Here is a 26,024-nt window from a genome sequence, read left to right as displayed (position 1 = left end):
GCCGTTTTTATCGTTATGGCTTGCGGGCCACTCCGACGAGGAAGGCGGTCTCGGCGACGCCGCTCTCGCACTGCCGCCCGGGCATCGAGCACCACTCGCCGAAGGTCCGCAGCCCCGGCTCCAGCAGCGGCCAGTCGCCGAAGAGAACCGAGGTCTCGCCGGCGTCGCGGGTCACCATCGGCGCCGTGGTGTTGTTGTAGATCCGCCGCACCTGCTCGACCTGCGGCGAGGCCCCCTTGCGGCAGGCGTGGGTCACCGCCAGCAGACTGCCCGGCGCCATCGCGGCCCGATAATCGGCCAGAGCCGCGGTCAGCCGTTCGGTGTCCGGGATGAAGTGCGCCACGGCCACCAGCAACAGACACACCGGACGATCAAGATCAAGCGTTTCCCGTACGGGCGCCGAGCGCAGCACCTCGGCCGAGTCCAGCAGGTCGGCGTAGAGAACCCCGGCGGCCGGATCGTCGCCGAGCCGCAACCGGCCGTGCACGAAAGCCACCGGCTCGACGTCCACCCCGACCACCCGGCTGCCGGGCCGGATCGCGCGCGCCGCCGCGAAGCCGTCCCCGGGTGACGGGATACCGCAGCCCAGGTCGAGGTACTGGTCGATGCCCGCCTCGTCGGCCATCCGGACGACCTCGCGCAGGATCTGCCGATTGAGCCGGAGGATCGCCGGCAGTTCGGGCATCACGGCCTGCGCGGCCGCCGCCGCCTGCCGGTCGGCGGCGAAGTTGTGCCGGCCGCCGAGCAGGAAGTTGTAGATGCGGGCGACGCTCGGACGCTGCGGATCGACCTCCGGCAGCACCTTCGCCTGCTCCCCCAGCACGCTCACGGGGCCAGCCTAGGCAAAGCCGTCCGGGAAGCCCGCCGAAATCGATAAGCTGGTCCGGATATGGGCGTGACGCACGGATCGACGCGACCGGACGGCCGGGTGCACCTGCTCGACGCCGTCGTGCGTTCGGCCCACGACGCGATCTGGACGGTCGCCCCCGACTTCACCATCAGCTCGTGGAATCCGGCCGCCGAGGCCCTGCTCGGCTGGCCCGCGGCCGAGATCGTCGGACGCAGTGCCGACCTGATCGTGCCGCCCGACCGGCGCGGTGACCAGCGCGAGATGCTCACCCTGCTCGCCGCCGGGGCCCGGCTCGAACGGTTCCGCAGTCAGCGCCGTCACCACGACGGCCACTGGGTGCTGGTCACGCTGACGATGTCGCCGGTGGTCGAGGACGACGAGCTGATCGGCTTCGCCGTCATCGCCCGGGCCGTCGGTCATCGCGAGCGTCTCGAGTCGAGCCTGCAGGCGCTGCTCGAGGCGGCCCCGGACGCGTTCGTCGGGGTGGGCGACGACGGGCGGATCGTGCTCTCCAACACCCAGGCCGAGCAGCTGTTCGGCCAGGCCCGCGACGGGCTGATCGGGCGGCCGGTCGCCGACCTGCTCGTGCCGCCGCTGACCGACGAGCCCGCGGCCGTGCCCGATCCCGAGGCGGCCCCGACGCTGGCGCGCCGGCTGGACGGCACCACGGTCCCGGTCGAGGTGTCGGTGAGTCTGCTGCCGACCGACGAGGGACGGGTGCGCTGCGCGGTCATCCGGGACATCACCGAACGCGTACGGGCGCAGGAAGGTCTGCGGCAGTTGCGGGCCGAGGCCGACCGCGCCCGGGTGGACGCCCAGCTGCAACGCACCCAGCGGCTCGAGGGCCTGGGCCAGCTGGCGGGCGGGGTGGCCCACGACTTCAACAACCTGATCGCGGTGATCGCCAACTACGCCACCTTCATCGCCGAGTCGGCCCAGGAGGCCGGGCTGGACGAGATCGCCGGCGACGCGGCCCAGATCACCAAGGCGGCCCAGCGCGGCGCCGACCTCACCCACCAGCTGCTCGCGTTCGCCCGGCGCGAGGTGGTGCGCCCGCGGCCGCTCGACCTCAACGACGTGGTCACCGACATCGAGCAGATGCTGCGCCGCTCGATCGGCGAGCACATCACCCTGGCCGTCCGGCTGCAGACCGATCTGCCCGCGGTGACCGCCGACCCCGGGCAGATCGACCAGGTGCTGGTCAACCTGGCGGTCAACGCGCGCGACGCGATGCCGCGGGGCGGCGACCTGACCATCGAGACCGAGTCGCTCGAGGTCGACAGCGACTACGCCTCGGGCCGGCCCAACCTGCGTCCCGGCTCCTATGTGCGGCTGCGGGTCAGCGACACCGGCACCGGGATGCCGCCCGAGGTGATCGAGCGGGCGTTCGAGCCGTTCTACACGACCAAGCCGGCCGGGCAGGGCACCGGGCTGGGCCTGGCCACCGTGTACGGGATCGTGACCGCGGCCGGCGGCGACCTGAACATCTATTCCGAGCAGGGCATGGGCACCACGTTCACGATCCTGCTGCCGACCACCGACGCCCAGCCGGCCGTGGCCGTGCCGGCCGAGCCCGAGGCCGCGCCCGGCAACGACCGGCGGGTCACGATCCTGGCCGTCGAGGACGAGGCGGCGCTGCGTGGGGTGCTCGACCGGATCCTGCGCGGGGCCGGTCACGAGGTGCTGATCGCGGCGGACGGGCCGAGTGCCCTCGCGCTGGCCGAGGCGTACGAGGGAAGAATTGATCTTCTGCTGACCGACGTCGTGATGCCGCACATGCTGGGCCGCGACCTGGCCGAACGGTTCGCCGAGGTGCGGCCGGCGGCCAAGGTGCTCTTCATGTCCGGCTACGCGCGGCCGGTGCTCGCGTCGCAGGGCACGCTCGCGCCCGGCGTCACCCTGGTCGAGAAGCCGTTCAGCAAGAACCAGCTGCTCACTGCGATCCAGCAGGTGCTCGACGCTCAGTTGTAGGCGTGTTCGGTGTTGAAATCGTCGAGCATGCGGGCCAGCCCGTTCATCGACCGCGCGGGCAGCACCTGACCCGCCGCCCGCCGGAACGCGGCGTCGCCCAGCGCGGCCCGCAACCGGCTGAGTTCGGCCAGTTCGAGCGGCGCGTCGATCGTGAACTCGACCACGAACGCCCGGCAGTGCAGCGCGACGGCGGCCGGCAGCCGCCCGGTGAGGGTGCACAGCAGGCCGAGCCGGTGCAGTCCGGACGCCATCCCGGCCCGGTTGCCCCGTTCGGCGTCCACGGCCAGGGCCCGCCGCAACTGCCGCTCGGCCGTGACCGGGTCGTCGCCGGCCAGGCCCAGCTGATCCCATCCAGCCGGGCCGGCCCGCTCGCCCAGCCGCTCGTCGATGGCCAGCGCACGGCTGCGATGCCCGGACGCCTCTTCGGCGTCGCCCAGCCGGGACGCCGTGTCGCCGGCCCGGCTGGCGTGGTGCCGCACCTCGAGCAGGCCCTGGGTCAGCACGTCGTCCACGGTGCTGGTGACCGCCTCGGCCAGCGGTCCGCCCTGGGGCCAGCTCGACGCCCACCCGGCCGGGTCGCCGATCCCGTTCGCGGCCAGCACGGTCTCGAGCCGCTCGGCCACCTCGGCGAAGCCCACCGCACCGTGGCAGAGCAGCGTGTCCAGGTCTTCCAGGGCCCGGGGACGACCGCCGCACAGCGCCCACGCCCGGGTCTGCTGCTCGGTGCTCAGCGGGGCCAGGCCCGGCAGCGACCGCATGAGCCGGACGGCGTCGCCCGGGGTGAGTGGTCCGAGGCGCAACTCGGCCAGGTGTTCGTGGGTCCGGCCGGGCAGGGTCACCGGATAGCGGCTGGTGATCACCAACCGGCGCGGGCCCGGCTCGCGGACCCATGCGGCCAGGAAACCGGCCACGGCCGGGTCGACCGGCTCGGCCCGGCCGCCGCCGCGGGGCACGGTGGCCAGGTCGTCGATCACGAGGGTGACGGCTCGCGGCTCGCCGAGCGCGGTCACCAGCTCTTCCACGGTGGCCGCGCCGGGGACGCGGACGGTCTCCCGATCGTCGAGCCGGCGCAGCAGCTCGGCCGCCAGGCGGGTCTTGCCGATGCCCTCGACGCCGTGCACCACGACCCCGCGCACCGCGACACCGTGCACCAGGAGCCCCGGAGGGCAGGCGGCGCCGAGCAGCTCCCGCAGCTCGGCGCGGCGTCCCACGAACTCGGCCATGCGACGGCCTCCCGTCGTAGCGCGACCCCGGCGGGTCGCGCATTACCGACGGTAAGACCCCGATGCACGCGAGTCCATAACCTGGCGTGCCTCGCTCACGCGGAATCAGCGCTCGGCGCGCTCCTCATCCTCGGATTCCACAGCGTCCTCTTCGCTGTGCCGCTGCGCCGGAACGGCGTCGTCGACCTCGTCGGCACCGTGCCGCGGGCCGCCCGCCTCGGCCGCCTTGGCCGGCTCGCCACCGGGAAGCTCACCGTTCACCTGGGGCTGGTCGACCCAGAGGGCGCGCAGTTGACCCTGCATGAAGTTGGTCAGGCGCGACCGGTACTCACGGTCGAACTGCTCGAGCGCCTCGATCTGCTGCTGCAGGGCCTCACGCTTGGTGCCGAGGCTGCCGACGACGTCGTCGTAGCGCTGGCGGGCCTGGAGGTTGAGGTGGTCGGCGGTCGCCTGGGCGTCGTCGGCCACCGTCTCGGCCTGCGAGCGGGCGTCGTTGACGATCTTCTCGGCGGTGCGGCGCGCGTCCTCGGTGCGGGCGTGCGAGTCGCGGGCGATCTGCTCGGCGGCGGCGCGCGCGTCGGTGAGGATCTTCTCGGCCTCGCGGCGCACGTTGTGCGCGTGCACCTGCGCGTCGCGGGCGACCTGCTCGGCGGCGGCCAGCGCGTCCGTCCGGATCTTGTCGGCCTGGTGGTGGGCCCGGGCGACGTGCTCCTCGGCCGTGCGCTGGGCCAGGGTCAGCACCTGGAGGGCCTGGTTGCCCGGCTGAGCGCCACCCGGCGCGGCGGCGGCCTGCGGCGCGGCCGCCTGCTGCTGCTGTTGCTGGGGCTGCTGACCCGGCTGCGGGGCGACGAGGGCGTGCTCTGAGGTCTGGCTGTCCGCTGATGTCCCATTGAGCAGCACTTTGACACGATCCTTCATGCGGTTGTCGGACACTGATAGACCTCCGTTGTTGCGAGCCCGGTCATACGCCCACTCGCACGGGGCTGGCGTGATCCGCGGGATGCTATCAACCTGAGCAGCGGATTAGCGAGAGGGCCGACGGACCCCACTACCCTGGACACATGGCCGACGACGAGGTGGCCCGGGTCGTACGCGAGATGTTGTCCGTGATTCCCGCGGGCTGCTCCTGGTTGCTTCCGGTGACCAACGACGACGGCACCGTCACGGACTTCCGGATCGCCGCCGCCGGCGGCACCACCCGCGACATCTACCAGCGCGGCGTCAAGCGGGTCGACGGTCTGGTCAGCCAGTTCTATCCGAGCGTGGTCGGCGGCGAACTGTGGCACATCTATCACGATGTGCTGCGCACCGGCGAGCCCCGGCGGATGGAAGAGTTCCGCTACGACGAGACGCAGGCCGGTGTCGTCGCACATTCACTCTTCGACGTGACCGTCCACCGGGTGCTCGGCGGCCTGCTGGTGTGGTGGCAACGCCTCGACGAGGACCGCCGCCGGCTCGCGAACACCGAGCTGCTGGGCAGCCTCGGCTGGTCCGAGTACGACCTGGGCACCGGCGAGTCGACCTGGTCGCCGGGCATGTACCGGATCTTCGAGCACGACCCGGATCTCGGTCCGCTCTCGCGCGCCCAGCTGGCGGCCACCATCCCGGCCGAAGACCGCGGGATCAGTGAGACGGCCTGGCAGACCCTGGACAGCGGCGCGGCCTCCGACGTCACCGTGCGGTTCCAGGTCGGCGCGGGCGTGAAATACCTGCGCATCCTGTCCGACCTGGTCTGCGACTCCGGCGGCAAGCCGCTGAAGATCAACGCCGTGGTGCAGGACGTGACCGCCCGGGAGGACTCCCGGACGGCGATCGACCGCCTCCGCGACCAGCTGCGCACCCGGGAGATGACCGCCCTGGCCGAGCACCGGCTGGCCACCCAGCTGCAGCACATGATCCAGCCGGTGCCGCGCGAGCCGCTGCCGCTGCCCGGGCTGCGGGTGCTGGTCAACTATCTGCCGGCCGGCAACTCGATCCAGGTCGGCGGCGACTGGTACCACGCGGAGACCCTGCCCGACGGGCGGGTGGTGCTGGCGGTGGGCGACGTGGCCGGGCACGGGCTGGGTGCGGCCAACGGCATGGCCCACCTGCGGTTCGCGCTGATCGCCTGGCTGTCGATCGGCGTGTACGACCCGGCCACGCTGCTCGGTCACCTCAACCGGCTCTGCGGGCGGCTGCGGATCAGCGGCACGGCAGTTCTGGGCGTCTACGACCCGGCGCCCCGTCGGCTGGAGTGGGGGCGGGCCGGGCATGCGGCGCCGCTGCTGGCCCGGAACGGGACGGCGGAGTCGTTGCCCCTGGGCCGGGGACTGCTGCTCGGCGCGGACGACTCGGCGTCGTACGAGGAAATGTCGGAAACGCTGGAACCGGGCGACCGGGTGCTGTTCTTCACCGACGGGCTCGTCGAACGGCGGGGCGGACCGTCGCTGCTGCCCGGCGTGCTGGCCCGTCTGGCCGGCGGGGACGATCCACTGACCACGCCCAGCCCGGACGACGACACCTGCACGCTGCTAGCGACTGTGCTCTAGATCGAGCTCCAGCCGCACCCTGGTGCTGTCACCGGCCGTCTCGACCGCCACCTCGTCGCAGATCCGCTCGACGATGGCCAGGCCGCGCCCGCGCAGCGCGTCGGCCGCGGGCATGTCGCGCCCGAGCGGCCGGAGGGCGCCGCCGTCGGTCACGTCGCAGATGACCCGGCCGCCGGACGACCACACCCGCACCCGGCCGCCGCCGTCGGTGTGCTGCAACGTGTTCGTGGCCAGCTCGCTCACGGCCAGGATGAGCAGCTCGGCCCGCTCCTCGGGCAGACCCAGACCGGCCGCCCGGTCACGGACGAACTCGCGCACCTTGGCCAGGTCACCCGGTTCCGCGTACGAGGTCTCGTCGGGCTCGCCGCTCATTCGCCCGCCGCCCGGCGGAGTGCGGGCGGATGAGCCGCTCATTCGCCCGCCGCCCGGCGGGGTGCGGGCGGGCCCAGCAGCTCGGAGACGCCGGTGATGTCGAGGACGGAGGCGACGGCCCCGGTCGGGTTGACCACCGTGACCCGGCCGCCGCGGGCACGTGCCTCGTGGTGGGCCACGATCAGCCCGTGCACGCCGCTGGAGTCGAGGAACTCGACCGCGCCGAGATCGACGACGACGAGCGGGGACGTGCGGACGGCGGCGTCGAGGACGGTGTGCAGCTGGTCGCGGACCGCCAGGTCACACTCGCCGGCCAGGGTCACGCGCACCTGCCCGGCCTCTTCGTCGGTTCTCGCCTCGAAGCGCCCCATCGGGCACATGATCGCACCTTTTGGCCGGTGAGTCCCCACCGTCATCCGGCCGGTATCTATACAGCTCACGAATCGGTCTGCGTAGGATCAAACCGTCAAATACCCCTTTTTACGACGCTTGGGATGGACCATGAAGCTGCGACGGTTGCTGGTTGTCCCGGTCGGCCTTCTCCTGCTGGGCGGCGGCGTGGCCCACGCCTCGGCCGACTACGAACTGGCCTACTGGCCGATGAACGAGCCCCCCGGCTCCCGCGTCATGCGCGACGCCACCGGGCACGGTTTCGACGGACAGATCGGCCGCGACGTGGCGGTCGGCCTCCGATCCGGCGACAAGATCGCCTACGGCTTCGAGCGCCTCGAACCGGACACGCCGCCCACCCGCCCCGGCCACGTGGTGACCGTCCCCGACGACGACCGGCTCGACCCCGGCACCCGTGACTACGCGATCGGCATGCGGCTGCGGACCCGCGACTGGTTCGGCAACATCGTCCAGAAGGGACAGGCCACCGTACCGGGCGGAAGCTTCAAGATTCAGATCCCGAGCGGACGGATCCAGTGCTGGTTCCGCGGCTCGCACACCTCGCTGCTCGTGACGGCGCCCAAGCCCATCAACGACGGGGAGTGGCACACCGTACGGTGTGAACGAACCCGCGACGGTGTGACCCTGCTGATCGACCGTCAGGTGGTCGCCTCCAAGTCCGGCTGGACCGGCGACATCGCCAACTCGTGGCCCCTCTCGATCGGCGGGAAGACCAACTGCGACCAGGTGAAGGTGGGCTGCGACTACTTCGCCGGCGACATCGACTACGTCGCTGTGGACGTTGACGAACCCGACTGGTAACACCAGGTAACTGGTGTTGACACCTGTCGCGATCCGGGCGAATGTTCTGCGGGTGAGCGAAGAGTGGCCGGATGCGGGAACCCTGCTGGCGGCGCGTTACCGCCTGGTCACGCTCCTCGAGACAGGCGGCATGTCGACCATCTGGCGCGCCGACGACGAACTGCTCGGCCGGCCGGTCGCGGTCAAGCTGCCGCTCGGCGCCCAGGTGGTCTGGCGTGAGGCCCGGATGGGCGCCAAGCTGCAGCACCCCAACATCGCGGCCGTGCACGACTATCGCGAGGCGGTCCGTCCGGACGGGACGGTGGCGCCCTTCGTGGTGATGGAGCTGCTGGCCGGCGAGAGCGTGGCCGCCCGCCTGGAACGCGAGTCGATCGAACTGCCCGAGGCGGCGCGGATCGGGGCGGCGGTGGCCGACGCGCTGGCCGCGGCCCACGCCAACGGGGTGGTGCACCGCGACATCAAACCGGGCAACGTGATGCTCACCCCGACCGGCATCAAGATCCTCGACTTCGGCATCAGCGCGACCGCGGGCGAGCCGGACGACGACGACACCGGCTCGACCTTCGGCACGCCGGCCTACGTCGCCCCCGAACGCCTCGACGGCATGCCGGCCGAGCCCGCGACCGACGTGTACGGGCTGGGCGTGCTGCTGTTCGAGATGGTGACCGGGGATCCGCCCTATCCGGTCGACACCTGGGAGGAGCTGGCCGAGGCCCGGGCCGACGGTCCGCACGTGCTGCCGGAGGAGTTGCCGGCCGCGTTCCGCGACATCGTGGGCCGCTGCCTGTCCGACTCGCCCGACGAGCGGCCCGGGGCCGACGAGGTGCGCTTCGATCTGACCGCGCTGTGGCTCAAGCCGGACCCGCATGTGGTCAACCGGCCGAGCGGGGCACATCCGCTGAACGGCACCGGCGGCGCTCACGGGCCGTCGGATTCACGACCACCAGGCTTTTCCCGTACGCCGAACCAGCGCCCGGTCTCCGCATCCGCGACCCGCGCGACCACTCCCGAACTGCCTGCTCGCGGCGGTGACCGGCCTTATCGACCGGGCCGGGCCGCCCCCGCTACGGTCGCGTTGGACAAGCCGCCCACGCGGCGCTGGGTCGTGGGCGCGACGGCGGTGGCATTGCTGGCCGCCGCCGGCGGGGCGGTCGTGGCGATCAACTGGCCCCGCGACTCCAACGAGACTGCCGCTCCTTCACCCGAGCCACCGGTGGTGGCCACCTCGACGTCGGCGGCACCCCTGCGCACCCCGGCCAGCCTCGCGCCGACCACGCCGTCGTTCTCGCCCACGCCGAAGCCGACCCCCACGCTCGACTTCGACGACGCGGTCAGCCGTTTCCGCAGCACGGTCGAGGGCGGCGACATCCGCGAGGACGTGGCGACCGACCTGCTCAACTTCGTCCGCAACGTGGAGAGCGCCGAGGACAGCAACGTCGACGGCCGGATCGACGCGCTGCGCCGCAAAATCAACGACCGGGCTCGTGAGGGCGCTCTGTCCTCGGCTCAGGCGTCGCTGCTGCGCTCCCGCCTGGCCGACCTGGAATCAGCCGCCGGCATGTAGCTCCCGCCCGCCGAACAGAACCCGCCGAACAGAACCCGCGGAACAGAGCCCACCGCACCACTGGGGGGGGCCACCGCCACGCCGGATTTTATCGGATCTGGCGGCGATCTCCGGGTACAGCGGCGCCGCCCTGTGGACAAACTCGAACTGTGGACCACGCGGACCGGGGCTGAGCAGGCTTTCGTCAGGCCGAGCCGCGGATGACCAGGCTGGTCGGGAGCACGATCTCGCTGTCGCCGGGCTCGTCGCCGTCGATCTTGGCCAGCAGCAGCCGGACCATCTCGCGGCCCATCTCGGCGATCGGCTGGTCGACGCTGGTCAGCGGCGGCTCGGTGTGCCGGGCGATCACCGAGTCGTCGAAGCCGATCACGGCTACGTCGTCGGGCACTCGCCGGCCGTGCTGGCGCAGCACCTGCATCGCGCCGGCCGCCATCATGTCCGACGCGGCGAACACCGCGTCGAGGTCGGGGTGTGTCTCGAGCAGCCGCCACATGGCCGCGGCGCCGCTCTCCTCGCTGAAGTCGCCGAACGCGACCGGCCCGTCACCGACCACGTCGCGGTAGCCCTCGAGCCGCGCGATGCCGGCCGCCATGTCGAGGGGCCCGGTGATCGCGGCGATCCGGCGGCGGCCCTGCGACCACAGGTAGGAGACGGCCTCACGCGCGCCGGCCCGGTTGTCGGCGTCGACGTAGGTGCCGCGTTCCGCGTATGTCGGACGGCCGGCCCGTACGGTGGCCACGCCCCGTTCCTCGAGCACGGCCGGCAGCGGGTCGTCGCCGTGCAGCGAGAGCAGCAGCGCGCCGTCGACGTGCTGGCGGGTCAGATAGCCCTCGAGCCGGCGCCGTTCCTCGGGCGCCTGCGCGATCATCAGGACCATCTGCAGGTTGCGGGCGACGAGCACGGACGAGATCGACTGCACTATGCGCCCGAAGAACGGCTCGGCGAAGAACCTCTCTCCCGACTCGAAGATCACCAGCGCGATCGAGTCGGTCCGCTGGGTCACCAGCGTGCGCGCGGCCCGGTTGGGCACGTAGCCCAGCTCCTGGATGGCATCCTCGACGGCCTGCTTGGCGCGCGGGCTGACCTGGGCCGACCCGTTCACCACCCGGGACACGGTGCCCCGGCCGACGCCGGCGCGCACCGCGACCTCTTCGAGGGTCGGCCGGCCGCTCGCCCGGTTCCGCTCTGCAGTCATCGCATGCCACCTCCCGCGCGCGAAAGGAGGTCGCGCCCGACACAAGGTACCTGCCCAGCGCTTCCAGGAACATGATCGCCCGGGGATGAGCGAGTTCAGCCGCTCCATATATCGATGACCATCGGTATGGTGAGCGCCGTGATGAGGTCGCGGGCCCGGTGGGCGGCGCTGGTCGCGGGCATTGTTCTGGTGCTGTTGTCGTGTGCGGTTCTCCTGGTGGTGCCCGCCGTGCTGGAGCCGTCGAAGCCCTGGGACGACGTCGAGGAGCAGCAGGCGGCCTGGGGCGCGACGCTCGACCGCGTGCTGTGGACCGGGTTCGGGCTGGGCACCCTGGGCGCTGCGCTGCTGGCGATCGGGTCCTACCGGCCGCGGCGTTAGCGGGGGCGGCGGAAACGGGTCAGGGCGGGTGTCGTCAGGGCGATCACGCCGGTGGCGACGAGCGCGGTCACGCCGCCCAGGATGAGGGTCGTTCCGCCCGACGACACCGAGGCGACCATCCCGGCCCGGAAGGTGCCGAGTTGCGGGCCGGCCGCTCCGGCGATGTGTTCCAGGGCCGAGATGCGGCCGCGGTAGCCGGGTGGCGTGACCGTCTGGATCACCGTGCCCCGGGCGACCACCGCCCAGGTGTCGGCCCATCCGGCCACGGCCAGCAGCGCGAGCACGACGAGCAGGTGGTCGCCGATACCGGCCAGCCCGAGCGCCACCGCCCACACGGCGCCGCAGGCCAGCAGGAGCCGGCCCGGACGCGTACGGCGGGTGGCCAGCCCGGACAGCACCGAGGCCAGCACCCCGCCGACCGCCAGCGACGTCGCGAACAGGCCCAGCACCTCGGGGCGCCCGCCGAACTTCTCGGTGTTGAGCACCGGGAACACCGCGATCGGCATGGCCAGCAAGGTGGCCGCGAGGTCGGCCAGCAGGGCACCGCGTACGGGAGGGGTCTTGATCGCATAGGACAGACCGGCCGCCACCGCCCGCAGACCCGGTGTCCCCTCGGCCTCCGCCACCCCGGACGGCAGGCCGGCCAGGCCGGCCAGCGCGGCCGTGAAGGTCAGCGTGTCGAAGGCCAGGCACCAGCCGACGCCGGCGACCGCGGTCAGCGCGCCCGCCGCGGCCGGGCCGAGCAGCATCGCCACCTGGAACGACAGGTGGTTGAGGGCCAGCCCGGCGGCCAGCCGGTCACCGGTGAGCAGCGCGGGCACGAACGTCTGACGGGCCGGGCCGACCAGCGCCGACAGCGCCGACTGGGCGGCGACGAGCAGCAGCATGGCCGGCACGCCGCCGAGGTCGGTGAAGGCGACGACCGTCATCGCGGCGGCCACCACGATCTGGGCCGCCGTGCATCGCAGGGCGAGCCGGCGCCGGTCGACGTGGTCGGTGAACGCGCTGCCGACCAGCGCGAGCACGATCAGCGGCACGCCGGCGGCGAGCCCGACGAGACCGAGGGCGGCCTTGCTGTGCGTGCTGTCCCAGACGTAGAAGAGGACGGCGAAAGTGCCGAACTGGCCGCCGAACCCGGACGCGGTCGTGCCCAGCCAGAGCCGCCGGAACGTGCGATTCTCACGCAGCGGCCGCAGGTCGGTCAGGACAGGCATGCGCGCAGGCGTCCGGCGAAGGGCCGCTCCTCCAGCAATGCGCGCAGGTCGGCCGTGACCTGGGTCAGCGAGTAGGGCAGTTCGGCGTCGAGCTGCCGCACCGCGGTCTCGGTCGCCCGCCATTCCGCGACCAGGAACGGCATGTGCTGCTCGCTGCGGGCGGTGAGCCGGAGCGGACGCGTACGGGCATCGACCCCGACAACGCTCTCGACGAACCCGGCCTTCGTCATCGCCGCCGCGGTCTGGCTCATGGCCGAGTGCGACACCCCGCGACGCTCGGCGAGCTGGCGGATGGTCATCGGCCCGAACCGGTGCAGGGCGATCAGCGGCCCGACGAACCGGGTCCGCATGCCCTCGATGCCGGCGTCGGTGTAGAGCGCGGCGATGTCCTGGTCGAGTTCGGCCAGCAGCGCGTGCAGATCGCTCCAGTGGTTGCTGTCGAGAAGGTCCACCCGAGCAATGTAACAGCGCTTATATATTCCGTACGAACCGAGGCATCGTCACCACCACGGCCGACCCCTGCCCGGGTTCGCTGTCGATCCGGATCGATCCGCCGTGGCTGTCGACGATCGCCTTGACGATGCTCAGGCCCAGGCCGGCGCCCTGCACCTCGGCCCGTTCGGCCTCGGCCGCGCGGCGGAACGGGGCCATCACCTGTTCCCGGTCGGCGGCGCTCATCCCGATGCCGGTGTCGCGCACGACCAGGACGGCGTCGTCCCCCTCGGCGTACGCGCTGACCGTGATGCCGCCGCGGGGCGTGAACTTGACCGCGTTGAGCACCAGCCGTTCCAGCACCTGGATGAGCCGGGCCTCGTCCGCCTCGACCAGCACCGGCCCGCCGGCCTGCACGCTGAGGTCGAGACCCCGGCCGCGGGCCAGCACGCTGTTGCGTACCACCGCGGCCCGGGACAGCTCGGACAGGTCGACCACACGCTTGGTCAGGCGCAGTTCGGCCTGCGCGGCCAGCAGCATGTCGTCGACCAGGGCCATCAGGCGGTCGGAGTTACGCCGGATGCGGGTGAGGAACTCGATGCCGGTGCTGGGCTCGACGTCCTCCTCGGCCAGCATCTCGAGGTAGCCGTTGATCGAGGTCAGCGGCGTACGGAGCTCGTGCGTGACCCGCGAGATGAACTCGTCCTTGATCCGGTCGGCGTCGCGCAGCCGCTCGTTGGCCGCGTCCAGGCCACGGGCGTACTGGCGCAGCTCCAACTGGGCCATGACGTGCCGGGCCAGCGTGCGCAGACCCTGACACTCCGCCGGGGTGAGCAGGCGGGGCTCGGTGTCGATGACGCACAGGCTGCCCAGCGGCTCGCCGGTCGAGCTGATCAGCGGCGCGCCCGCGTAGAAGACGACGCCCGGCTCGCCGGTGACCAGCGGGTTGTCCTGGAATCGGGGGTCGAGGCGCGCGTCCGGCACCTGCATGACCTCGTCGGCGTACATGGCGTGGGCGCAGAACGAGTGCTCGCGGTCGACCTCGCAGACGTCGACGCCGACGCGGGCCTTGAGCCACTGGCGGTCGGAGTCGATCAGCGACACGGCGGCGATCGGGGTGCGACACAGCTGGGCGGCCAGCGTGGCGATGTCGTCGAACTCGGGCTCGGGCGCGGTGTCGAGCACGCGGTAGCTGCGCAGGGCGGCCAGACGCCGCTCCTCGGCGGCGCGCTCCGCGACCAGTGTGTCCGACATATGTCCCGAGTCCTTCGCCAGTGAGTGGGCCTTCGTCCTGTCACCGGGGAACGGTCGGTCGGGCGCCGCGGGGACTGAAGGATTCGGCGGGGTGCAGGGCGGTGGCTCTTAGGAATTGCCTCGCCTGTGCTCGAAGATCAGGTAGGTCTCGGTGCCCGCGATCAGGCGGGTGCCGCTCAGGCGCTCGGTGATCACCTCGCGCAGGTCCTCGACGTCGGCCGTCGCCACGTGCAGAAGGAAATCGTACGATCCGGAGACGAAATACACGTCGCGAACGGCGGGAATGCCGGCCAGCGACTCGGCGAACTTGCCGATCGCGTCGCGTGACTCCGAGCGGATCTTCACCGCGATCATCGCCTCGATCGGCCGGCCGATCCAGGACGGGTCGACGTCGGCGTGGAAGCCGCGGATGGCGCCGATCTCGCGCAGCCTCCGGATGCGGGTGAGGCAGGTGCTCGGCGCGATGCCGACGCGATCGGCGAGGGCGTTGTTGGGCATGCGCCCATCGACCTCGAGCAGCGCCAGCAGCTCCCGGTCGATGTGATCCAGACCTCGAAGATCCTTCGGTACGTCGGTCATTTTGTCCGCACCCTCCGCATCATCTTCTCCATGCGTATTGCAGACAGAATCTTATGCGGTTCTGTTGCGCCTAAACAGCACATCGTTCCACGCTGATGCAAAGACGAAGGGAAGAGGGCCATGCGGATCGGCGTGCCGGCGGAGATCAAGAACCACGAATATCGAGTCGCGATCACCCCGGCGGGGGTCGCCGAGTTCGTCCGGCGCGGGCACGACGTGCTCATCGAGGCGGGCGCGGGCACCGGCTCGGCCATCACCGACCAGGACTACGTGGCCGCGGGCGCCGAGATCGCCCCCGACGCCGACACCGTCTGGGCCGCCGCCGACCTGCTGCTCAAGGTCAAGGAGCCGATCGCCGCCGAGTACCACCGGCTGCGCGCCGGCCAGGTCCTCTTCACCTATCTGCACCTCGCGGCCGACGCCGACGGCACCAAGGCCCTGCTGGCCAGCGGCACCACCGCCATCGCGTACGAGACGGTGCAGCTCGCCGACGGGTCGCTGCCGCTGCTGGCCCCGATGAGCGAGGTCGCCGGGCGCCTCGCCCCGCAGGTGGGGGCGTACAGCCTGATGCGCAACTCCGGCGGACGCGGCGTGCTCCCCGGTGGCGTTCCCGGGGTCAGCCCGGCCAAGGTCACCGTCATCGGCGGCGGCGTGTCGGGCGTCAACGCCGCGACCATCGCGCTCGGGCTGGGTGCCGACGTCACCGTGCTCGACCTGAACATCAACCGGCTGCGGCAGATCGACGCCCAGTTCGGCGGGCGGGTCAAGACGCTGGTTTCCTCCTCGTACGCGATCGAGCAGTCGGCGATCGAGGCCGACATGGTGATCGGCGCCGTCCTCGTGCCCGGGGCCAAGGCTCCCACGCTGGTCTCGAACGAACTGGTCAAGCGGATGAAGCCCGGTTCGGTGCTGGTCGACATCGCGATCGACCAGGGCGGCTGCTTCGAGGACTCGCGTCCGACCACGCACGAGAACCCGGTCTACAAGGTGCACGAGTCGGTCTTCTACTGCGTGGCCAACATGCCGGGCGCCGTGCCCAACACCTCGACGTACGCCCTCACGAACGCCACCCTCCCGTACGCGCTCAAGCTGGCCGATCTGGGCTGGAAGGACGCGCTGCGCGCGGACCCGGCCCTCGCCGCCGGCCTGAGCACGCACGACGGCCAGCTGACCAACGCGTCGGTCGGCACCGCGCTGGGCCTCCCGTCGGTGGAGATCGCGTCGGTCCTCTGAGTTCGTGAAATGGGCCGCCCCGGCTGGGGCGGCCCATTTGTGCTTTACAGGTGCCGCTCGATCTGGGTCAGATCGGCGTCCGACAGCCGGTCGGAGCTGGTGTTGCGCTGGTGCCAGAACGGGTAGCGCAGCGGCTCCCCGCTCACGTCGTCGAGCGCCTTGATCTCGTCCGCGGTCAGCTCGAGATCGGCCGCGGCCAGGTTGTCGCGCAGCTGGTCGGTGGTCCGCGCGCCCACGATCAGCGACGTCACGCCCGGCTTCTGCGCGATGTAGGCCAGCGACACCTGCGCCGCCGACACCCCGTGCGACTCACCGATCTTCACGGCGAGCTCGATGGTGTCGTACAGCTTGTCCTCGTCCTGGATCGGCGGTTCGCTCCAGTCGGTGAGGTGCCGACTGCCCTCGGGCGCCTGTACGCCACGCCGGTACTTGCCCGACATCAGGCCACCGGCCAGCGGGCTCCAGACCAGGATGCCGACGCCCTGGTCGACCGCGGCGGGCACGATCTCGGCCTCGATGTCGCGGCTGACCAGCGAGTAGAACACCTGGGTGCTGGCGAAACGCTCGATCTGCCGGGCGTCCGAGATGCCGAGCGCCTTGACCATCTGCCAGGCCGCATAGTTGGAACACCCGACGTAGCGGACCTTGCCACTGCGCACCAGGTCGTCGAGCGCGGTCAGCGTCTCTTCGAGCGGCGTCTGCCCGTCCCACTCGTGCACCTGGTAGAGGTCGATGTAGTCGGTGCCGAGCCGGCGCAGGCTGGCCTCAGCCCCGCGGATGATGTGGTGCCGCGAGAGCCCCGCGTCGTTCTGCCCCTCACCCATCGGCATCCGCACCTTGGTCGCGATCAGCACGTCGTCCCGCTGATCACCGAGGGCCTCGCCGAGAATCTCCTCACTGAGCCCGGCCGAGTACACGTCGGCCGTGTCGATCAGGTTGACGCCCGCATCCTTGGCGATGGCGATCTGCTCCCGCGCCCCGGTCACATCGATCTTGCCGACCGGTGACGCCCACCCGGTGCCGCCGAAGCCCATCGTGCCCAGAGTGAACGTGGAGACCCTCAGGCCGGTACGGCCGAGCTGCCGGTACTGCATGTCATTCCCTCTTTCTGACCATCGTCGAGCACTGTTCCCACCCTTACCCGCCGTCGCGCGGCTGTCCACCGGAACAGGTGCGATCAAGAACGCATCGGAGCAGCCCCGGTCCGCGGGCGCTCTCCTTTCTAGTGACGTCAGAGGCTTCCCGCGTACGGACGGAGCAGCCGGACGGCCTGCGCTTCCGCCAGACCTTCGACGGGTCCGGTCGGCGGCTGCGGGCCGACTACGTGACCGACCCGGCCCGGTCGTCGGTGCCGGTCGACCTGGACTTCCGGGCCGGACGTGGGCATGGGCTGTACGCGGTCTTCGACCCGTCGCTGGGGAACTCGCGGAACGGCGACTCGGGGCGCACCGTCACCGGCGGGCTCGTGGCGTCCGACGGTGCGCTGGCCGGAGACTTCCGGGCCGCGTCGAGTGGGTCAGCGACGGGCCGGCCGACCTGCGGGACGGGCGGATGGACTGGCACTACCGGTCGGCCGGACCGGGCAGCCTGATGCAGACGGCCGAGATCCGGGGCGGGCACTCCACGCCGGCCCTGTCGTTCGCTGCCTCGGAGGCCGGGGCGCTGGCCGCGGCGAAGGCGTCGCTGCGGGCCGGTTTCGGGCGGGTCGCGCGCGATTACGCGTACGGATGGAAAGGGTTATCTCTCGGGGTTGGAAAGCCGCCGATCGGGGCGGATCGAAAGGTGTGGACGACATCGGCGCTGGTGCTCGCGGCGGCGGACCGCTCGCCGTCGACCAGCGTCGGGTGGTGGATCCGAGCTTCCTCGACCTGGTCCGGCTGGGCATCCTTCCGGCGTCCGACCCGTAGGTGGTGAACACCCTGTCAGTCGTGGACGAGCAGCTCGGCGTGCCGACCCGGAACGGGCTACTACTGGCGCCGTTCGACGGGGTCGGCGAGAAGCTGCGCGGCACTCCGTGGGAGTACGGCCTGCCCGGCGGCTCGCTACTGACCCGCGGCCGGGCGTGGCCGCTGCTGAGTGGGGAGCGGGCGAATACGAGATCGGCCCGCGCGGCGCGACCTGGACGCGATGACCCGGGCCGCCGGGCCGGGCGGAATGATCCCCGAGCAGGTGTGGGACCAGGCCGGACCGGGCACCCCGACTCTGTCGGCGACCCCGCTGACCTGGGCCCACGCCCAATACCGGCGGCTGGCCCGCAACCTCGGCGAGCGCCGGATAATCGAGCAGCCGACCGTGGTGGCCGACCGGTAGGTTCGCTGAATGATCGTGACGGCTTCGGATGGGACGCGGCTTTCGGCTCGCCGCACGGGTGCAGGCACGCCGGTCGTGCTGGTGCACGGGTCGGCGGGCGGGCTCGGCTCGTTCGACCCGATCGTGCCGCTGCTGGCGGATCGGTTCGAGTTGTGGACGTACGCGCGGCGGGGCTATGCGCCGAGCGACGTGCCCGACCGGCCCAAGACCTACGCCGACGACGTGGCCGACCTGCGGGCCGTGCTCGACGCGGTGGGGCGGCCGGCCCACGTGGTTGGCGTGTCCTACGGCGCGACGGTCGCGCTGCACGCGGCCCCGATCGACGGGCGCATCGTGTTGTTCGAGCCGGCACTGTTCGCGGCCGGGCCGGCGATGCCGCTCGACTCCTATCGGAAGCTGGTCGAGGCGGGTGACCTCACCGGGGCGGCGCGGCTCTTCGCGGGCGAGGTGGCCCGGGTGCCGGCGGAGATGCTGGCCGGCATCACGGCGATGCCGCTCGCGGAGGCCGTGGGCTGCCTGCACGATCTCGAGGCGATGGCGGCGGACTCTCCGGATTTGTCGCGCTGGTCCGGCGTACGGGAAAATGTCCTCCTGATGCAGGGCAGCGACTCGTGGGATCCGCTGCCGGCCACGATGGACGCCCTGGCCGCACCCGGGTGGCAGCGGGCCGTGCTGGCGGGCCAGTCGCATTTCGCGACGCACACCGCGCCCGAGCTCTTCGCGTCGACCGTCGCCGAGTTCCTCGCTTAGGCCTGTTAATAACTGGGGTCGGAGTGAGGCGGGATCTGGCGGCACCATCGAGCGCAGGACTCGCCGCGCGGGAGGGTCAGCGGGAGCGGGCGGGCCCCTCCGCAGCCCCGGGTGAGTTATGAAACAGGCCTTGGCTGACACCTCTCAGCAGGGGGCGCCGACACGGACTGTGGCCCGGGCCTCGCGGCCGTTCGCGCGGATCGTCAGAGGCACGCAGGTGGGCGTGGTGACGTGGAAGCCGCCGGCGAAAGCCAGCCACTCGTGGGCGCTCGGGCAGGCGGGGACGCGGATGGTCGTGCCCTCAGGACCGGGACTGCCCCAGCCGATCGTGACGCCCGGCGTGGTAGTGGTCAGCTCGACCGCGGTGCCGGCGCGCACCAGAAGGCCGGTCTTCGCGAAAAGGCGCCCCGCCCCATCGTCCTGAGGCTCCAGCATGATCACCGGCAGGGCAACAGCATCAAGCGATTTCCCGTACGTCCGGTCGGGCGCGACGCCGCCGATATCGTCCCCGCAGTCCACCACGCCAACGCTCCCGGGCCCCGTTTTCCCCGCCGTCCCCGTCGAGCCGCCCGGAGTCGCCGCCGCGCCGCCCGCCGTCGCCGCCGCGCCGCCCGCCGTCGCCGTCGCGCCTCCTGGCGTTGCCGGCGCTTGGTCTGGCGTCTTCGCCGAGCAGCCGGTCAGCAGCGAGACGCACAGCAGCGCCGCGATGATCCTCATGCCGGGATGACACCGCCGCCCGCGGTTCAGTTCCCCTCTTCCAGGATTTCCTTGAGCCGGGCCAGGTCGGCGCTGACCCGGCCGGTGTCGGCCGCGAAGTCCTCGTCCGATGTGCCGGGCATCCGCCGCACCGAGAAGACGATCTCCGAGCCTTCCCCGTAGGGCACCACCCGCACCGGATTGAGGAACTGCTCCCCCGATTCCAGCGTCACGACGTGGTCGAGCACGCCGAACCCGTTCTTCGGCGCGAACTCGACCCGCACCCGTCCGAGCAGGTCGGACCGGACGAACCAGGCGCCGTCGATCCGGTCCACCGAACTGCCCAGACCGGGGGCCCAGGCGATCAGGTTGGCGGGGTCGGAGACGTACGCGTAAACGTCGTTGGCGGGACGATCGATGCGCTCCGCCAGGTGGGCCGTGTCAGTCGTCATGCCTCCGATCATCGCGCTTCACCCGAAATGCCGCAGCTCCGGCCACATCTGACTCCACGGGGCGGGGAGCTGCTTACAGACGTACAGGAAAGCCTCGGTCTCCTCATTGCCGACGCCGGCGCTGTTGGAAAGCTGTCCGACCTGGTCACAGCCCCCGAACGTGGCGTTCACCCGATCGGGCGGCGCCTGCGACAGCACCACCGCGATCGTCTTGCTGTCGGGCGGCGGCGGGAAATAGCCCAGCTCGTTGTGGCCGCTGTAGACGTCGCGGACGCCGTAGCGGTCGAGCGCCCCGGCCTCCCCGTAGTTGCCGGTGAAGACGACCGCCCGGGCCCGCTCGTCGGGGGTCAGCGTGGCCAGGGCCTGTTCGACCTGGCTCACGTATTCGGGCCAGCCGATCTGGTCGGCCATCACGATGTTGATGTCGGTGATCGGGCCGAGCTTGTCGGCGGGCAGCACCGGCAGCGCGAACACGACCGCGAAGACCAGGTTGACCGCGACCACCACGCCCAGGGTCCGACGCCATCGCCACGTCTCGGCCGACACCGCCCCGATCGCGAACAGCGTCAGCACCAGCCCGGTCGTGTAATAGGGCTGGCCACCGGTGGCAAAGGTCAAGATCAGCATCAGCCCGTACGCCACCACGAGCGCCCGGAACCGCCGATAGGCCCCGATGATCCCCGCCACCAGCACCGGCAGCAGCGGAACGCCGATGATCACCAACTGGATCGGGAGCAGCATGATGCGGGACTCGGTGCCCTTGTCCTCAGCGATCGCGGCCGCCATGTGCGACTGCGGGAAGTCGTGGGTGACCTGGTAGATCAGGTTGGGCAGCCCGATCACCAGAGCCAGCGCGGCGCCCGCCCACAGCCACTTGCTCGCGAGTTCCCGCCGCGGCCCGGCGATCAGCAGGCCACCCGCCAGGCAGATGAGCAGCAGCACCACGAGCAGTTTGTTGTAGAGCCCGAGCCCGGTGATCACGCCCGCGACCAGCCAGGCCCGTTGCTGCCCGTGCACGACGGCCCGGACCGCGCAGAGCAGGATGCCCAGCCAGACCACCGTGTCGGTGTTGGCGGTGGACCCCACGTGCGCCCCGGCCAGCGGCAGCGTGCCGGCCGCCCCGATCGCGGCCAGCGTCTGCGCCACAGCCCGGCCGCCGAACTCGCGCGCGATCGCCGCCACCAGCACGGCCGCGACCCCGGCGAGCACGGCCGGCACGATCCGGATGGCCCACAGATGGTCGCCGAAGATCTCGATGCTGAGCCGCGCCAGCAGCGGCGTGAACGGGGGCTGGTCGACGTATCCCCACTGCGGATGCTGCCCGAGCAGCCGGAAGTACAGCTCGTCGCGGTGATAGTCGTAGCGGCCGGACAGCGCGATGAGCAGCAGCGTGATGCCCCCGGCGACCGCCAGGACCGGTCGCCAGGCCCACTCGCTCCGTCGCCGCTCGACGGTCGCGCTCAGCTCCACCATCGCCCCCTCAGGTTCACGACATGTAACTACCGGATCGCGTGCCGTGGCGCTGTCCCGCCTACCGCTGTCCTGCTTTTCCGACAAGTCCGGCTTAGCCGGTACTGCTCCGCCGACGATCCCGTCGCGGGTGCTTCGACAAAGACCGAAGCGTATTCATCCCTTATGGCCACGCGAGGCGGTCCGCCGCGGGTCTACGGTCCGGGCATGACCATCACTTTCTCGCGCCGGGCCGGGATCGCGGCCGCGGTTGTCATGGCGGCGGTTCTCGGTGGCGCCGGCGTCGGCTGGGCCGCGGCCACGAGCAGCGCCGAGCCCGCCATCCGGACGAGCACCCCGCACTCCGAGCGGGACGTGACCAACATCGACGTTCTGCGGCAGCAGCTGCGCAACTACTACGGCGATCCGCTCGGCTCGGGACAGTTCGCGACGGACAGCTACTACGCCCGCGAAGCGCGCCGGGTGGCCGCCGACGGCACGAGCTATCTCAGCCACCACCGGGCGTACGGGAAGGCCACCAAGGCGATCGTCCTGGACGTCGACGACACCACGCTCGCGACCTGGAACTACGAGATCGCGAGCAACTGGGCGTACAACCCGGCCACCAACGCCGACTTCGTGCTCGGGCAGAAGTTCCCGGCCGTACCGGGAATGGTCGCCCTGGCCACGACGGCCGAGCGTGAGGGCTACGCGGTCTTCTACCTGACCGGCCGGGGCGCCGCGCAGGAGCAGGCCACGCTCGGCAACCTGACCGCCGACGGCGTCGGGATCGACGCCGGCTACCCCAAGCCGACGACGCTGCGCGGTGGCGAGGACGGCCTGTTCACCAAGCCCGACGTGGCCGGCTACCCGGCCTATCTCAGGACGGCCTGCGCGGCCGATCCGGACGGCAAGTGCACGACGATCCACTACAAGTCGGCGACCCGCGCCCACATCGAGTCGCTCGGCTACGACATCGTCGCCAACTTCGGCGACCAGTACAGCGACCTGAAGGGCGGCCACGCCGACCGCGCCTTCAAGCTGCCGAACCCGAACTACTACCTGCCCTGACCGCTGATCACGCGCCCAGGCGGAACAGTTCGACGTGACGTTGCCGGGCGGGGACCTTCAGGGTGCGGAGGCTGCGCAGCACCTCGTGGGTCATCGGGGCGGGGCCGCAGACGTACACGTCCCGCTCGGTGATGTCAGGAACCAGGCCGCGCAGGTTGTCCGGGCTGAACGGCTGGTTCTCGCGGCTGGTGCGGCCGGTCAGCAGGTGCAGGCGGGCGTGCCGCAGGCGGGCCAGGTTGCGTAGCTCGCCCAGCAGCACGGCGTCGGCCGGGGTGCGGACCCGATAGAGGACGACGAGGTCACCCGAGAGCGTCTCGTCCTCGAACAGGGCCCGGATCGGGGTCACACCGATGCCCCCGGCGATCAGCAGCGTGTCCGGCCGGGTGCGGGCGACGGCGGTCAACGCGCCGTACGGGCCCTCAGCGAACACCCGGGTGCCGACCGGCAGATGGCGCAGGCCGGCGCTGGTGCTGCCGATCGCCTTGGCGGTCAGGCGCAGCGAGTGGCCGTCGGGCGCGGCCGACAGCGACCACGGGTTGACCTGCCACCAGCGGTTGTGCCCGGGGAACCGCCACAGGAAGAACTGCCCGGCCCGCGCGTGCAGCTTGTGCAGGTCACGGCCGGTCACGTGGACCGAGACGGCGTCGTCGGACTCGGCCACCACCGCCGCCACCCGCATCCGGTGCCGCAGGTTGCGCAGCACCGGCAGCACGACCCGCCCGGTCAGCAGCGCGCCGATGGCGAAGATCCACAGCCCCCACCAGTACGCCTGCGTGAAGTTGTTGGTCTTGAAGGCGCTCCCCTCGTACACCTGGTGGATCACGCCGAGCACGATCACGACGTAGACCACGAGGTGGGTCGCGTGCCAGGCCTCATACGAGAAACGCCTCCGCGCCGCCCGCACGGACGTCACCGCGACCACGCCCACCAGCGCCGCCGCGATCATCCCGAGGAGCACCGGCATCTGCTTGGCCAGGTTGGGGATCTCGGCGAAGAACGAGATCTTGTCGAGCTGTGAGTAGCCGAGCATCACGAATGTCGGATGCAGCACGACCAGCCAGAACAGGGTGAACCCGGTCCACCGGTGCCAGGTGGTGAGCTTGTCCATGCCCAGGCGGCGGTCGAGGAACGGCAGCCGGGCGATCAGCAGCAGCTGCAACGCCATGACGAAGGCGAGGTGCAGGCCCAGAATCCGCCCGATCGAGGTGAGAGTGTTGTGCGCCGGCGTCGCCGGATTCGCCAGCATCAGCTCGACGATCGCCAGGTTGACCAGCAAAAAGGCCCAGATCAGCGCGTACGCCGCGCCGGCCTGACCGGTCCGTCGGATGCGCGCTGGGGTTTCGGTGATCATCCGGTCCTCCCGAGGTGTGAGTCACTTTTACGGGCGACCGGGTGATCGCGCAACCACCCACACGACAGACAGCGGGCCGAGGTTCAGTCAGCCGGGATGACGTCACCCGCCGTGCCCGGGTGGCGCGGCCCGGCGATACTGGCCCCGGCGCCCGGGCAGCCGGGCGGGAAGGAGCGAGTAGTGACGCAGCGAGCACGACCGGGCGACGAGACCCAGCCGATCCGCCTCCCGGCATCCGACGACCCGACCGCGGCCGTCGGTGCCGAGGAGCCCGCTGCCCCCACTCCTCCGCAAGCCGACCCCGACCGCACAGCCCCACTGCGGCCGGTCTCCCCCGCGGACGCGCCCGCCCGCGCGGTCCCGGGCGCAGACGCTCCCATCCGAACGGCCTCGGGCGCAGACGCCCCCGTCCGCCCGGCCTCGGATCAGGCTGCGTCCCGCGGCCGGGTGACAGAGCAGGACCCGGAAGCGACGTCGGTGATCCCCTTGTCACAGGCTTCGGCCGACCGCCGGCCGGAACCGGGACAGAAACCCGGTCCGCGACCGGACGCCTACCGCGGACCGGCACCGCATGAGTCACCCTCGGCGGTGGCACCGACTGACTCCGACTCCACCACGCCGATCCCGATCTCACCACCGAACCGCACGCCGGACACCCGCACACCACAGACCTCTCCGGACGAGCGGGTCAGAGTTCCGCTCAACCGTCCGGCGACGCTGGCACAGATGACCGGGGTCCCCGCTCGCAAACGGCCCACCGGCGCCGGAGCGAACAGGCCGACCACCCACGGCGCATCCGTTCAGGACACTCCGGGGACGGCCGCGAGCCCAGATCCGCGGCCCAGCAATCTGGAAGGCCACCACGGGCCGGCCGCCGCTGACCAGGATGCACGACCCGACGCCCCGGGCGGCCGCGGCGGAGCGGTCGCGGTACCTGCCTCTCGCCCCGGGCCGACCCTGAGCAGTCGGGCGAACCCGCCGGTCCCGGCTTCCAGGCCGGAATCTACCCCGGCATCGCCGAACGCCCCGGAGAGCGACTCACCCGGGTCGCCCCGGCCGAAAACCACTTCTGGCGGCGGCGACCCGTCCAACACGGCTGTTGGAGGCGATCCGTCCGATACGGCTGGGGGTGGCGATCCGTCCAACCCGAACTCGCAAGCAGCCGCGCCGCCGAAGCCTGCCGCCACCTCCGGGAACCCGGCACCGACGCAGCAGCCCACCCCTCCGGCATCGTCGCCGGCCAGCACACCGCCCAATGCTTCCGCGGCACCGAGACCGGCCGGAAACGCCACACCCACCAAGCCACCCCAACCGCCAGGCGCGCCGACCTCGCCGCCCGGTGTCTACGGCAGCGCCAAGCCCACCGCTCAGACCACCAAACCGGCCGACGCACCATCACCGCGGCCGGAGACGCAGCCCGCCTCGACCAGCAACACCCCGACGTCACCGACCGGGGTTTACGGGAGCGCCACAACTACCGCGCCAGCCAACGGCGCACCAGCTGGCGGCGGGTCAGCTGGCGGCGCTCCAACTGGCAGCGGACCAACTGGCAGCGGGCCGACTGGTGGCGGGCCGGCTGGTGGCGGGCCGACTGGTGGCGGGCCGGCTGGTGGCGGGCCGGCCGGCGGCGCACCGACTGGTGGCGCACCACCTGGTGGCGGGCCGTCGAAACTGGTCGCCAGTCCTGGAAACGGCACGCCCTCACCGACGCCCACGCAGCCGACAACCGGTACGCCATCCTCCAGGGCCGGGGTCTACGGCAGCTCGGGCCAAGCGACGCCCCGACCACCCGGAGACACACGGACGCCGTCCAAAGCCTCCGGAAACGAACAAACCGCGCTGCACCCGTCAGTTGGTGCCGCGCGCCCTGATCCGGCGCAGCCCAGGCCGGCGAACACCTACGGCAGCACCGCAACCCCGGACACCCCGTCACCGAAGCC

27 protein-coding genes are annotated in these 26,024 nt (G+C 71.6%); 11 read left to right on the top strand and 16 right to left on the bottom strand.

The annotated features are described in order from the left end of the window. Positions 1 to 13 precede the first annotated feature (13 nt). Positions 14 to 829, bottom strand: a complete 816-nt coding sequence (locus KOI35_RS33570) for an SAM-dependent methyltransferase (RefSeq protein ID WP_215792710.1) — start codon at positions 827 to 829, stop codon at positions 14 to 16. Between the two features lie 60 nt (positions 830 to 889). On the opposite strand from KOI35_RS33570, the gene KOI35_RS33565 reads away from it, so the two are divergent. Beyond that, positions 890 to 2,821 (top strand): hybrid sensor histidine kinase/response regulator, encoded by a 1,932-nt coding sequence (locus KOI35_RS33565; protein WP_215792709.1) that lies wholly within the window; start codon positions 890 to 892, stop codon positions 2,819 to 2,821. Here the strand turns inward: KOI35_RS33565 and KOI35_RS33560 are convergent. Beyond that, entirely contained in the window at positions 2,812 to 4,044 is a 1,233-nt protein-coding gene (locus KOI35_RS33560) for an ATP-binding protein (protein WP_215792708.1), read from the bottom strand. The genes KOI35_RS33565 and KOI35_RS33560 overlap by 10 nt on opposite strands. A gap of 105 nt (positions 4,045 to 4,149) precedes the next feature. Continuing rightward, the gene (locus KOI35_RS33555) at positions 4,150 to 4,977 is read right to left on the bottom strand and encodes a hypothetical protein (protein WP_308121260.1); all 828 of its coding nucleotides are present in this window, start codon (positions 4,975 to 4,977) and stop codon (positions 4,150 to 4,152) included. 128 nt (positions 4,978 to 5,105) lie between these two features. Between KOI35_RS33555 and KOI35_RS33550 the strand changes: the two genes are divergently transcribed. Next, the gene (locus tag KOI35_RS33550) at positions 5,106 to 6,572 is read left to right on the top strand and encodes a PP2C family protein-serine/threonine phosphatase (protein ID WP_215792707.1); all 1,467 of its coding nucleotides are present in this window, start codon (positions 5,106 to 5,108) and stop codon (positions 6,570 to 6,572) included. Here the strand turns inward: KOI35_RS33550 and KOI35_RS33545 are convergent. Together KOI35_RS33545 and KOI35_RS33540 are read right to left on the bottom strand one after the other, a co-directional pair. Further along, positions 6,555 to 6,944 (bottom strand): ATP-binding protein, encoded by a 390-nt coding sequence (locus tag KOI35_RS33545; RefSeq protein ID WP_215792706.1) that lies wholly within the window; start codon positions 6,942 to 6,944, stop codon positions 6,555 to 6,557. The two genes, KOI35_RS33550 and KOI35_RS33545, sit on opposite strands and share 18 nt — an antisense overlap. A 38-nt stretch (positions 6,945 to 6,982) precedes the next feature. Beyond that, entirely contained in the window at positions 6,983 to 7,315 is a 333-nt protein-coding gene (locus KOI35_RS33540; protein ID WP_215792705.1) for an STAS domain-containing protein, read from the bottom strand. Positions 7,316 to 7,445: 130 nt separating this feature from the next. Here KOI35_RS33540 and KOI35_RS33535 point away from each other — a divergent pair, with 130 nt between their 5' ends. Next, positions 7,446 to 8,156, top strand: coding sequence for a laminin G domain-containing protein (locus KOI35_RS33535; protein ID WP_215792704.1), 711 nt, complete (start codon positions 7,446 to 7,448; stop codon positions 8,154 to 8,156). A gap of 52 nt (positions 8,157 to 8,208) precedes the next feature. After that, a complete protein-coding gene (locus tag KOI35_RS33530) occupies positions 8,209 to 9,720 on the top strand; it encodes a serine/threonine-protein kinase (RefSeq protein ID WP_215792703.1) in 1,512 nt (503 codons plus the stop codon). Positions 9,721 to 9,904: 184 nt separating this feature from the next. On the opposite strand, the gene KOI35_RS33525 is transcribed toward KOI35_RS33530, so the two are convergent. Then, positions 9,905 to 10,915, bottom strand: a complete 1,011-nt coding sequence (locus KOI35_RS33525; RefSeq protein WP_215792702.1) for a LacI family DNA-binding transcriptional regulator — start codon at positions 10,913 to 10,915, stop codon at positions 9,905 to 9,907. 114 nt (positions 10,916 to 11,029) lie between these two features. On the opposite strand from KOI35_RS33525, the gene KOI35_RS33520 reads away from it, so the two are divergent. Next, complete coding sequence (locus tag KOI35_RS33520; protein WP_215792701.1) at positions 11,030 to 11,293, top strand: hypothetical protein; 264 nt, start codon at positions 11,030 to 11,032, stop codon at positions 11,291 to 11,293. Here KOI35_RS33520 and KOI35_RS33515 read toward each other — a convergent pair. From KOI35_RS33515 to KOI35_RS33500, 4 genes are all read right to left on the bottom strand, one after another. Then, positions 11,290 to 12,507 (bottom strand): MFS transporter, encoded by a 1,218-nt coding sequence (locus tag KOI35_RS33515; protein ID WP_215792700.1) that lies wholly within the window; start codon positions 12,505 to 12,507, stop codon positions 11,290 to 11,292. The two genes, KOI35_RS33520 and KOI35_RS33515, sit on opposite strands and share 4 nt — an antisense overlap. After that, positions 12,495 to 12,959: a MarR family transcriptional regulator gene (locus KOI35_RS33510; RefSeq protein ID WP_308121259.1), complete on the bottom strand. Its 465-nt coding sequence runs from the start codon at positions 12,957 to 12,959 to the stop codon at positions 12,495 to 12,497. The genes KOI35_RS33515 and KOI35_RS33510 overlap by 13 nt, the downstream gene beginning before the upstream one ends. Before the next feature lie 19 nt (positions 12,960 to 12,978). Further along, positions 12,979 to 14,193, bottom strand: a complete 1,215-nt coding sequence (locus KOI35_RS33505) for a GAF domain-containing sensor histidine kinase (protein ID WP_215792699.1) — start codon at positions 14,191 to 14,193, stop codon at positions 12,979 to 12,981. Positions 14,194 to 14,301: 108 nt separating this feature from the next. After that, positions 14,302 to 14,772 (bottom strand): Lrp/AsnC family transcriptional regulator, encoded by a 471-nt coding sequence (locus KOI35_RS33500; RefSeq protein ID WP_215792698.1) that lies wholly within the window; start codon positions 14,770 to 14,772, stop codon positions 14,302 to 14,304. Positions 14,773 to 14,892: 120 nt separating this feature from the next. Here KOI35_RS33500 and ald point away from each other — a divergent pair, with 120 nt between their 5' ends. After that, a complete protein-coding gene (gene ald, locus KOI35_RS33495; protein WP_215792697.1) occupies positions 14,893 to 16,005 on the top strand; it encodes an alanine dehydrogenase in 1,113 nt (370 codons plus the stop codon). A 44-nt stretch (positions 16,006 to 16,049) separates the two neighbouring features. Here the strand turns inward: ald and KOI35_RS33490 are convergent, their stop codons facing one another. After that, entirely contained in the window at positions 16,050 to 17,099 is a 1,050-nt protein-coding gene (locus KOI35_RS33490) for an aldo/keto reductase (RefSeq protein WP_215792696.1), read from the bottom strand. A 131-nt stretch (positions 17,100 to 17,230) separates the two neighbouring features. Between KOI35_RS33490 and KOI35_RS48570 the strand changes: the two genes are divergently transcribed. The 4 genes from KOI35_RS48570 to KOI35_RS33470 all read left to right on the top strand — a co-directional run bounded on the left by KOI35_RS48570 (position 17,231) and on the right by KOI35_RS33470 (position 19,065). After that, a complete protein-coding gene (locus tag KOI35_RS48570) occupies positions 17,231 to 17,596 on the top strand; it encodes a hypothetical protein (protein WP_215792695.1) in 366 nt (121 codons plus the stop codon). Continuing rightward, complete coding sequence (locus KOI35_RS48565) at positions 17,557 to 17,919, top strand: hypothetical protein (protein WP_215792694.1); 363 nt, start codon at positions 17,557 to 17,559, stop codon at positions 17,917 to 17,919. Before KOI35_RS48570 ends, KOI35_RS48565 begins: the two co-directional genes overlap by 40 nt. 213 nt (positions 17,920 to 18,132) lie before the next feature. Then, entirely contained in the window at positions 18,133 to 18,315 is a 183-nt protein-coding gene (locus tag KOI35_RS33475; RefSeq protein WP_215792693.1) for a hypothetical protein, read from the top strand. 9 nt (positions 18,316 to 18,324) lie between these two features. Next, positions 18,325 to 19,065: an alpha/beta fold hydrolase gene (locus tag KOI35_RS33470; protein ID WP_215792692.1), complete on the top strand. Its 741-nt coding sequence runs from the start codon at positions 18,325 to 18,327 to the stop codon at positions 19,063 to 19,065. A 144-nt stretch (positions 19,066 to 19,209) separates the two neighbouring features. Here KOI35_RS33470 and KOI35_RS33465 read toward each other — a convergent pair whose 3' ends face one another. The 3 genes from KOI35_RS33465 to KOI35_RS33455 are packed head-to-tail and all read right to left on the bottom strand — an operon-like array spanning position 19,210 to position 21,686. Continuing rightward, on the bottom strand, positions 19,210 to 19,782 hold the full coding sequence (locus KOI35_RS33465; RefSeq protein WP_215792691.1) for a hypothetical protein: 573 nt from the start codon (positions 19,780 to 19,782) through the stop codon (positions 19,210 to 19,212). Positions 19,783 to 19,808: 26 nt separating this feature from the next. Next, positions 19,809 to 20,213, bottom strand: coding sequence for an SRPBCC family protein (locus KOI35_RS33460; protein WP_215792690.1), 405 nt, complete (start codon positions 20,211 to 20,213; stop codon positions 19,809 to 19,811). An 18-nt stretch (positions 20,214 to 20,231) separates the two neighbouring features. Further along, a complete protein-coding gene (locus KOI35_RS33455; protein ID WP_215792689.1) occupies positions 20,232 to 21,686 on the bottom strand; it encodes a glycosyltransferase family 39 protein in 1,455 nt (484 codons plus the stop codon). Between the two features lie 204 nt (positions 21,687 to 21,890). On the opposite strand from KOI35_RS33455, the gene KOI35_RS33450 reads away from it, so the two are divergent. Then, complete coding sequence (locus tag KOI35_RS33450) at positions 21,891 to 22,733, top strand: HAD family acid phosphatase (RefSeq protein WP_215792688.1); 843 nt, start codon at positions 21,891 to 21,893, stop codon at positions 22,731 to 22,733. A 7-nt stretch (positions 22,734 to 22,740) separates the two neighbouring features. On the opposite strand, the gene KOI35_RS33445 is transcribed toward KOI35_RS33450, so the two are convergent. Further along, on the bottom strand, positions 22,741 to 24,084 hold the full coding sequence (locus KOI35_RS33445) for a ferredoxin reductase family protein (RefSeq protein ID WP_215792687.1): 1,344 nt from the start codon (positions 24,082 to 24,084) through the stop codon (positions 22,741 to 22,743). A gap of 1,474 nt (positions 24,085 to 25,558) precedes the next feature. Further along, the gene (locus KOI35_RS33440; protein WP_215792686.1) at positions 25,559 to 25,789 is read right to left on the bottom strand and encodes a hypothetical protein; all 231 of its coding nucleotides are present in this window, start codon (positions 25,787 to 25,789) and stop codon (positions 25,559 to 25,561) included. Positions 25,790 to 26,024: the final 235 nt, after the last annotated feature.

This window comes from Paractinoplanes bogorensis, from assembly GCF_018829635.1.
Classification (GTDB): Bacteria; Actinomycetota; Actinomycetes; order Mycobacteriales; family Micromonosporaceae; genus Actinoplanes; species Actinoplanes bogorensis.
This window is presented reverse-complemented; position numbering and strand designations above follow the sequence as displayed.

Bases quoted from the DNA above. Each gene is read 5' to 3' on its own strand.
- KOI35_RS33490 (WP_215792696.1), bottom strand. From the start codon at position 17,099: ATGCAGTACCGGCAGCTCGGCCGTACCGGCCTGAGGGTCTCCACGTTC.
- KOI35_RS33460 (WP_215792690.1), bottom strand. From the start codon at position 20,213: ATGACGACTGACACGGCCCACCTGGCGGAGCGCATCGATCGTCCCGCC.
- KOI35_RS33525 (WP_215792702.1), bottom strand. From the start codon at position 10,915: ATGACTGCAGAGCGGAACCGGGCGAGCGGCCGGCCGACCCTCGAAGAG.
- ald (WP_215792697.1), top strand. From the start codon at position 14,893: ATGCGGATCGGCGTGCCGGCGGAGATCAAGAACCACGAATATCGAGTC.
- KOI35_RS48565 (WP_215792694.1), top strand. From the start codon at position 17,557: ATGGACTGGCACTACCGGTCGGCCGGACCGGGCAGCCTGATGCAGACG.
- KOI35_RS33550 (WP_215792707.1), top strand. From the start codon at position 5,106: ATGGCCGACGACGAGGTGGCCCGGGTCGTACGCGAGATGTTGTCCGTG.
- KOI35_RS33475 (WP_215792693.1), top strand. From the start codon at position 18,133: ATGACCCGGGCCGCCGGGCCGGGCGGAATGATCCCCGAGCAGGTGTGG.
- KOI35_RS33455 (WP_215792689.1), bottom strand. From the start codon at position 21,686: ATGGTGGAGCTGAGCGCGACCGTCGAGCGGCGACGGAGCGAGTGGGCC.
- KOI35_RS33470 (WP_215792692.1), top strand. From the start codon at position 18,325: ATGATCGTGACGGCTTCGGATGGGACGCGGCTTTCGGCTCGCCGCACG.
- KOI35_RS33445 (WP_215792687.1), bottom strand. From the start codon at position 24,084: ATGATCACCGAAACCCCAGCGCGCATCCGACGGACCGGTCAGGCCGGC.
- KOI35_RS33515 (WP_215792700.1), bottom strand. From the start codon at position 12,507: ATGCCTGTCCTGACCGACCTGCGGCCGCTGCGTGAGAATCGCACGTTC.
- KOI35_RS33565 (WP_215792709.1), top strand. From the start codon at position 890: ATGGGCGTGACGCACGGATCGACGCGACCGGACGGCCGGGTGCACCTG.
- KOI35_RS33465 (WP_215792691.1), bottom strand. From the start codon at position 19,782: ATGAGGATCATCGCGGCGCTGCTGTGCGTCTCGCTGCTGACCGGCTGC.
- KOI35_RS33560 (WP_215792708.1), bottom strand. From the start codon at position 4,044: ATGGCCGAGTTCGTGGGACGCCGCGCCGAGCTGCGGGAGCTGCTCGGC.
- KOI35_RS33540 (WP_215792705.1), bottom strand. From the start codon at position 7,315: ATGGGGCGCTTCGAGGCGAGAACCGACGAAGAGGCCGGGCAGGTGCGC.
- KOI35_RS33520 (WP_215792701.1), top strand. From the start codon at position 11,030: ATGACCATCGGTATGGTGAGCGCCGTGATGAGGTCGCGGGCCCGGTGG.
- KOI35_RS33505 (WP_215792699.1), bottom strand. From the start codon at position 14,193: ATGTCGGACACACTGGTCGCGGAGCGCGCCGCCGAGGAGCGGCGTCTG.
- KOI35_RS33535 (WP_215792704.1), top strand. From the start codon at position 7,446: ATGAAGCTGCGACGGTTGCTGGTTGTCCCGGTCGGCCTTCTCCTGCTG.
- KOI35_RS33545 (WP_215792706.1), bottom strand. From the start codon at position 6,944: ATGAGCGGCGAGCCCGACGAGACCTCGTACGCGGAACCGGGTGACCTG.
- KOI35_RS33450 (WP_215792688.1), top strand. From the start codon at position 21,891: ATGACCATCACTTTCTCGCGCCGGGCCGGGATCGCGGCCGCGGTTGTC.
- KOI35_RS33500 (WP_215792698.1), bottom strand. From the start codon at position 14,772: ATGACCGACGTACCGAAGGATCTTCGAGGTCTGGATCACATCGACCGG.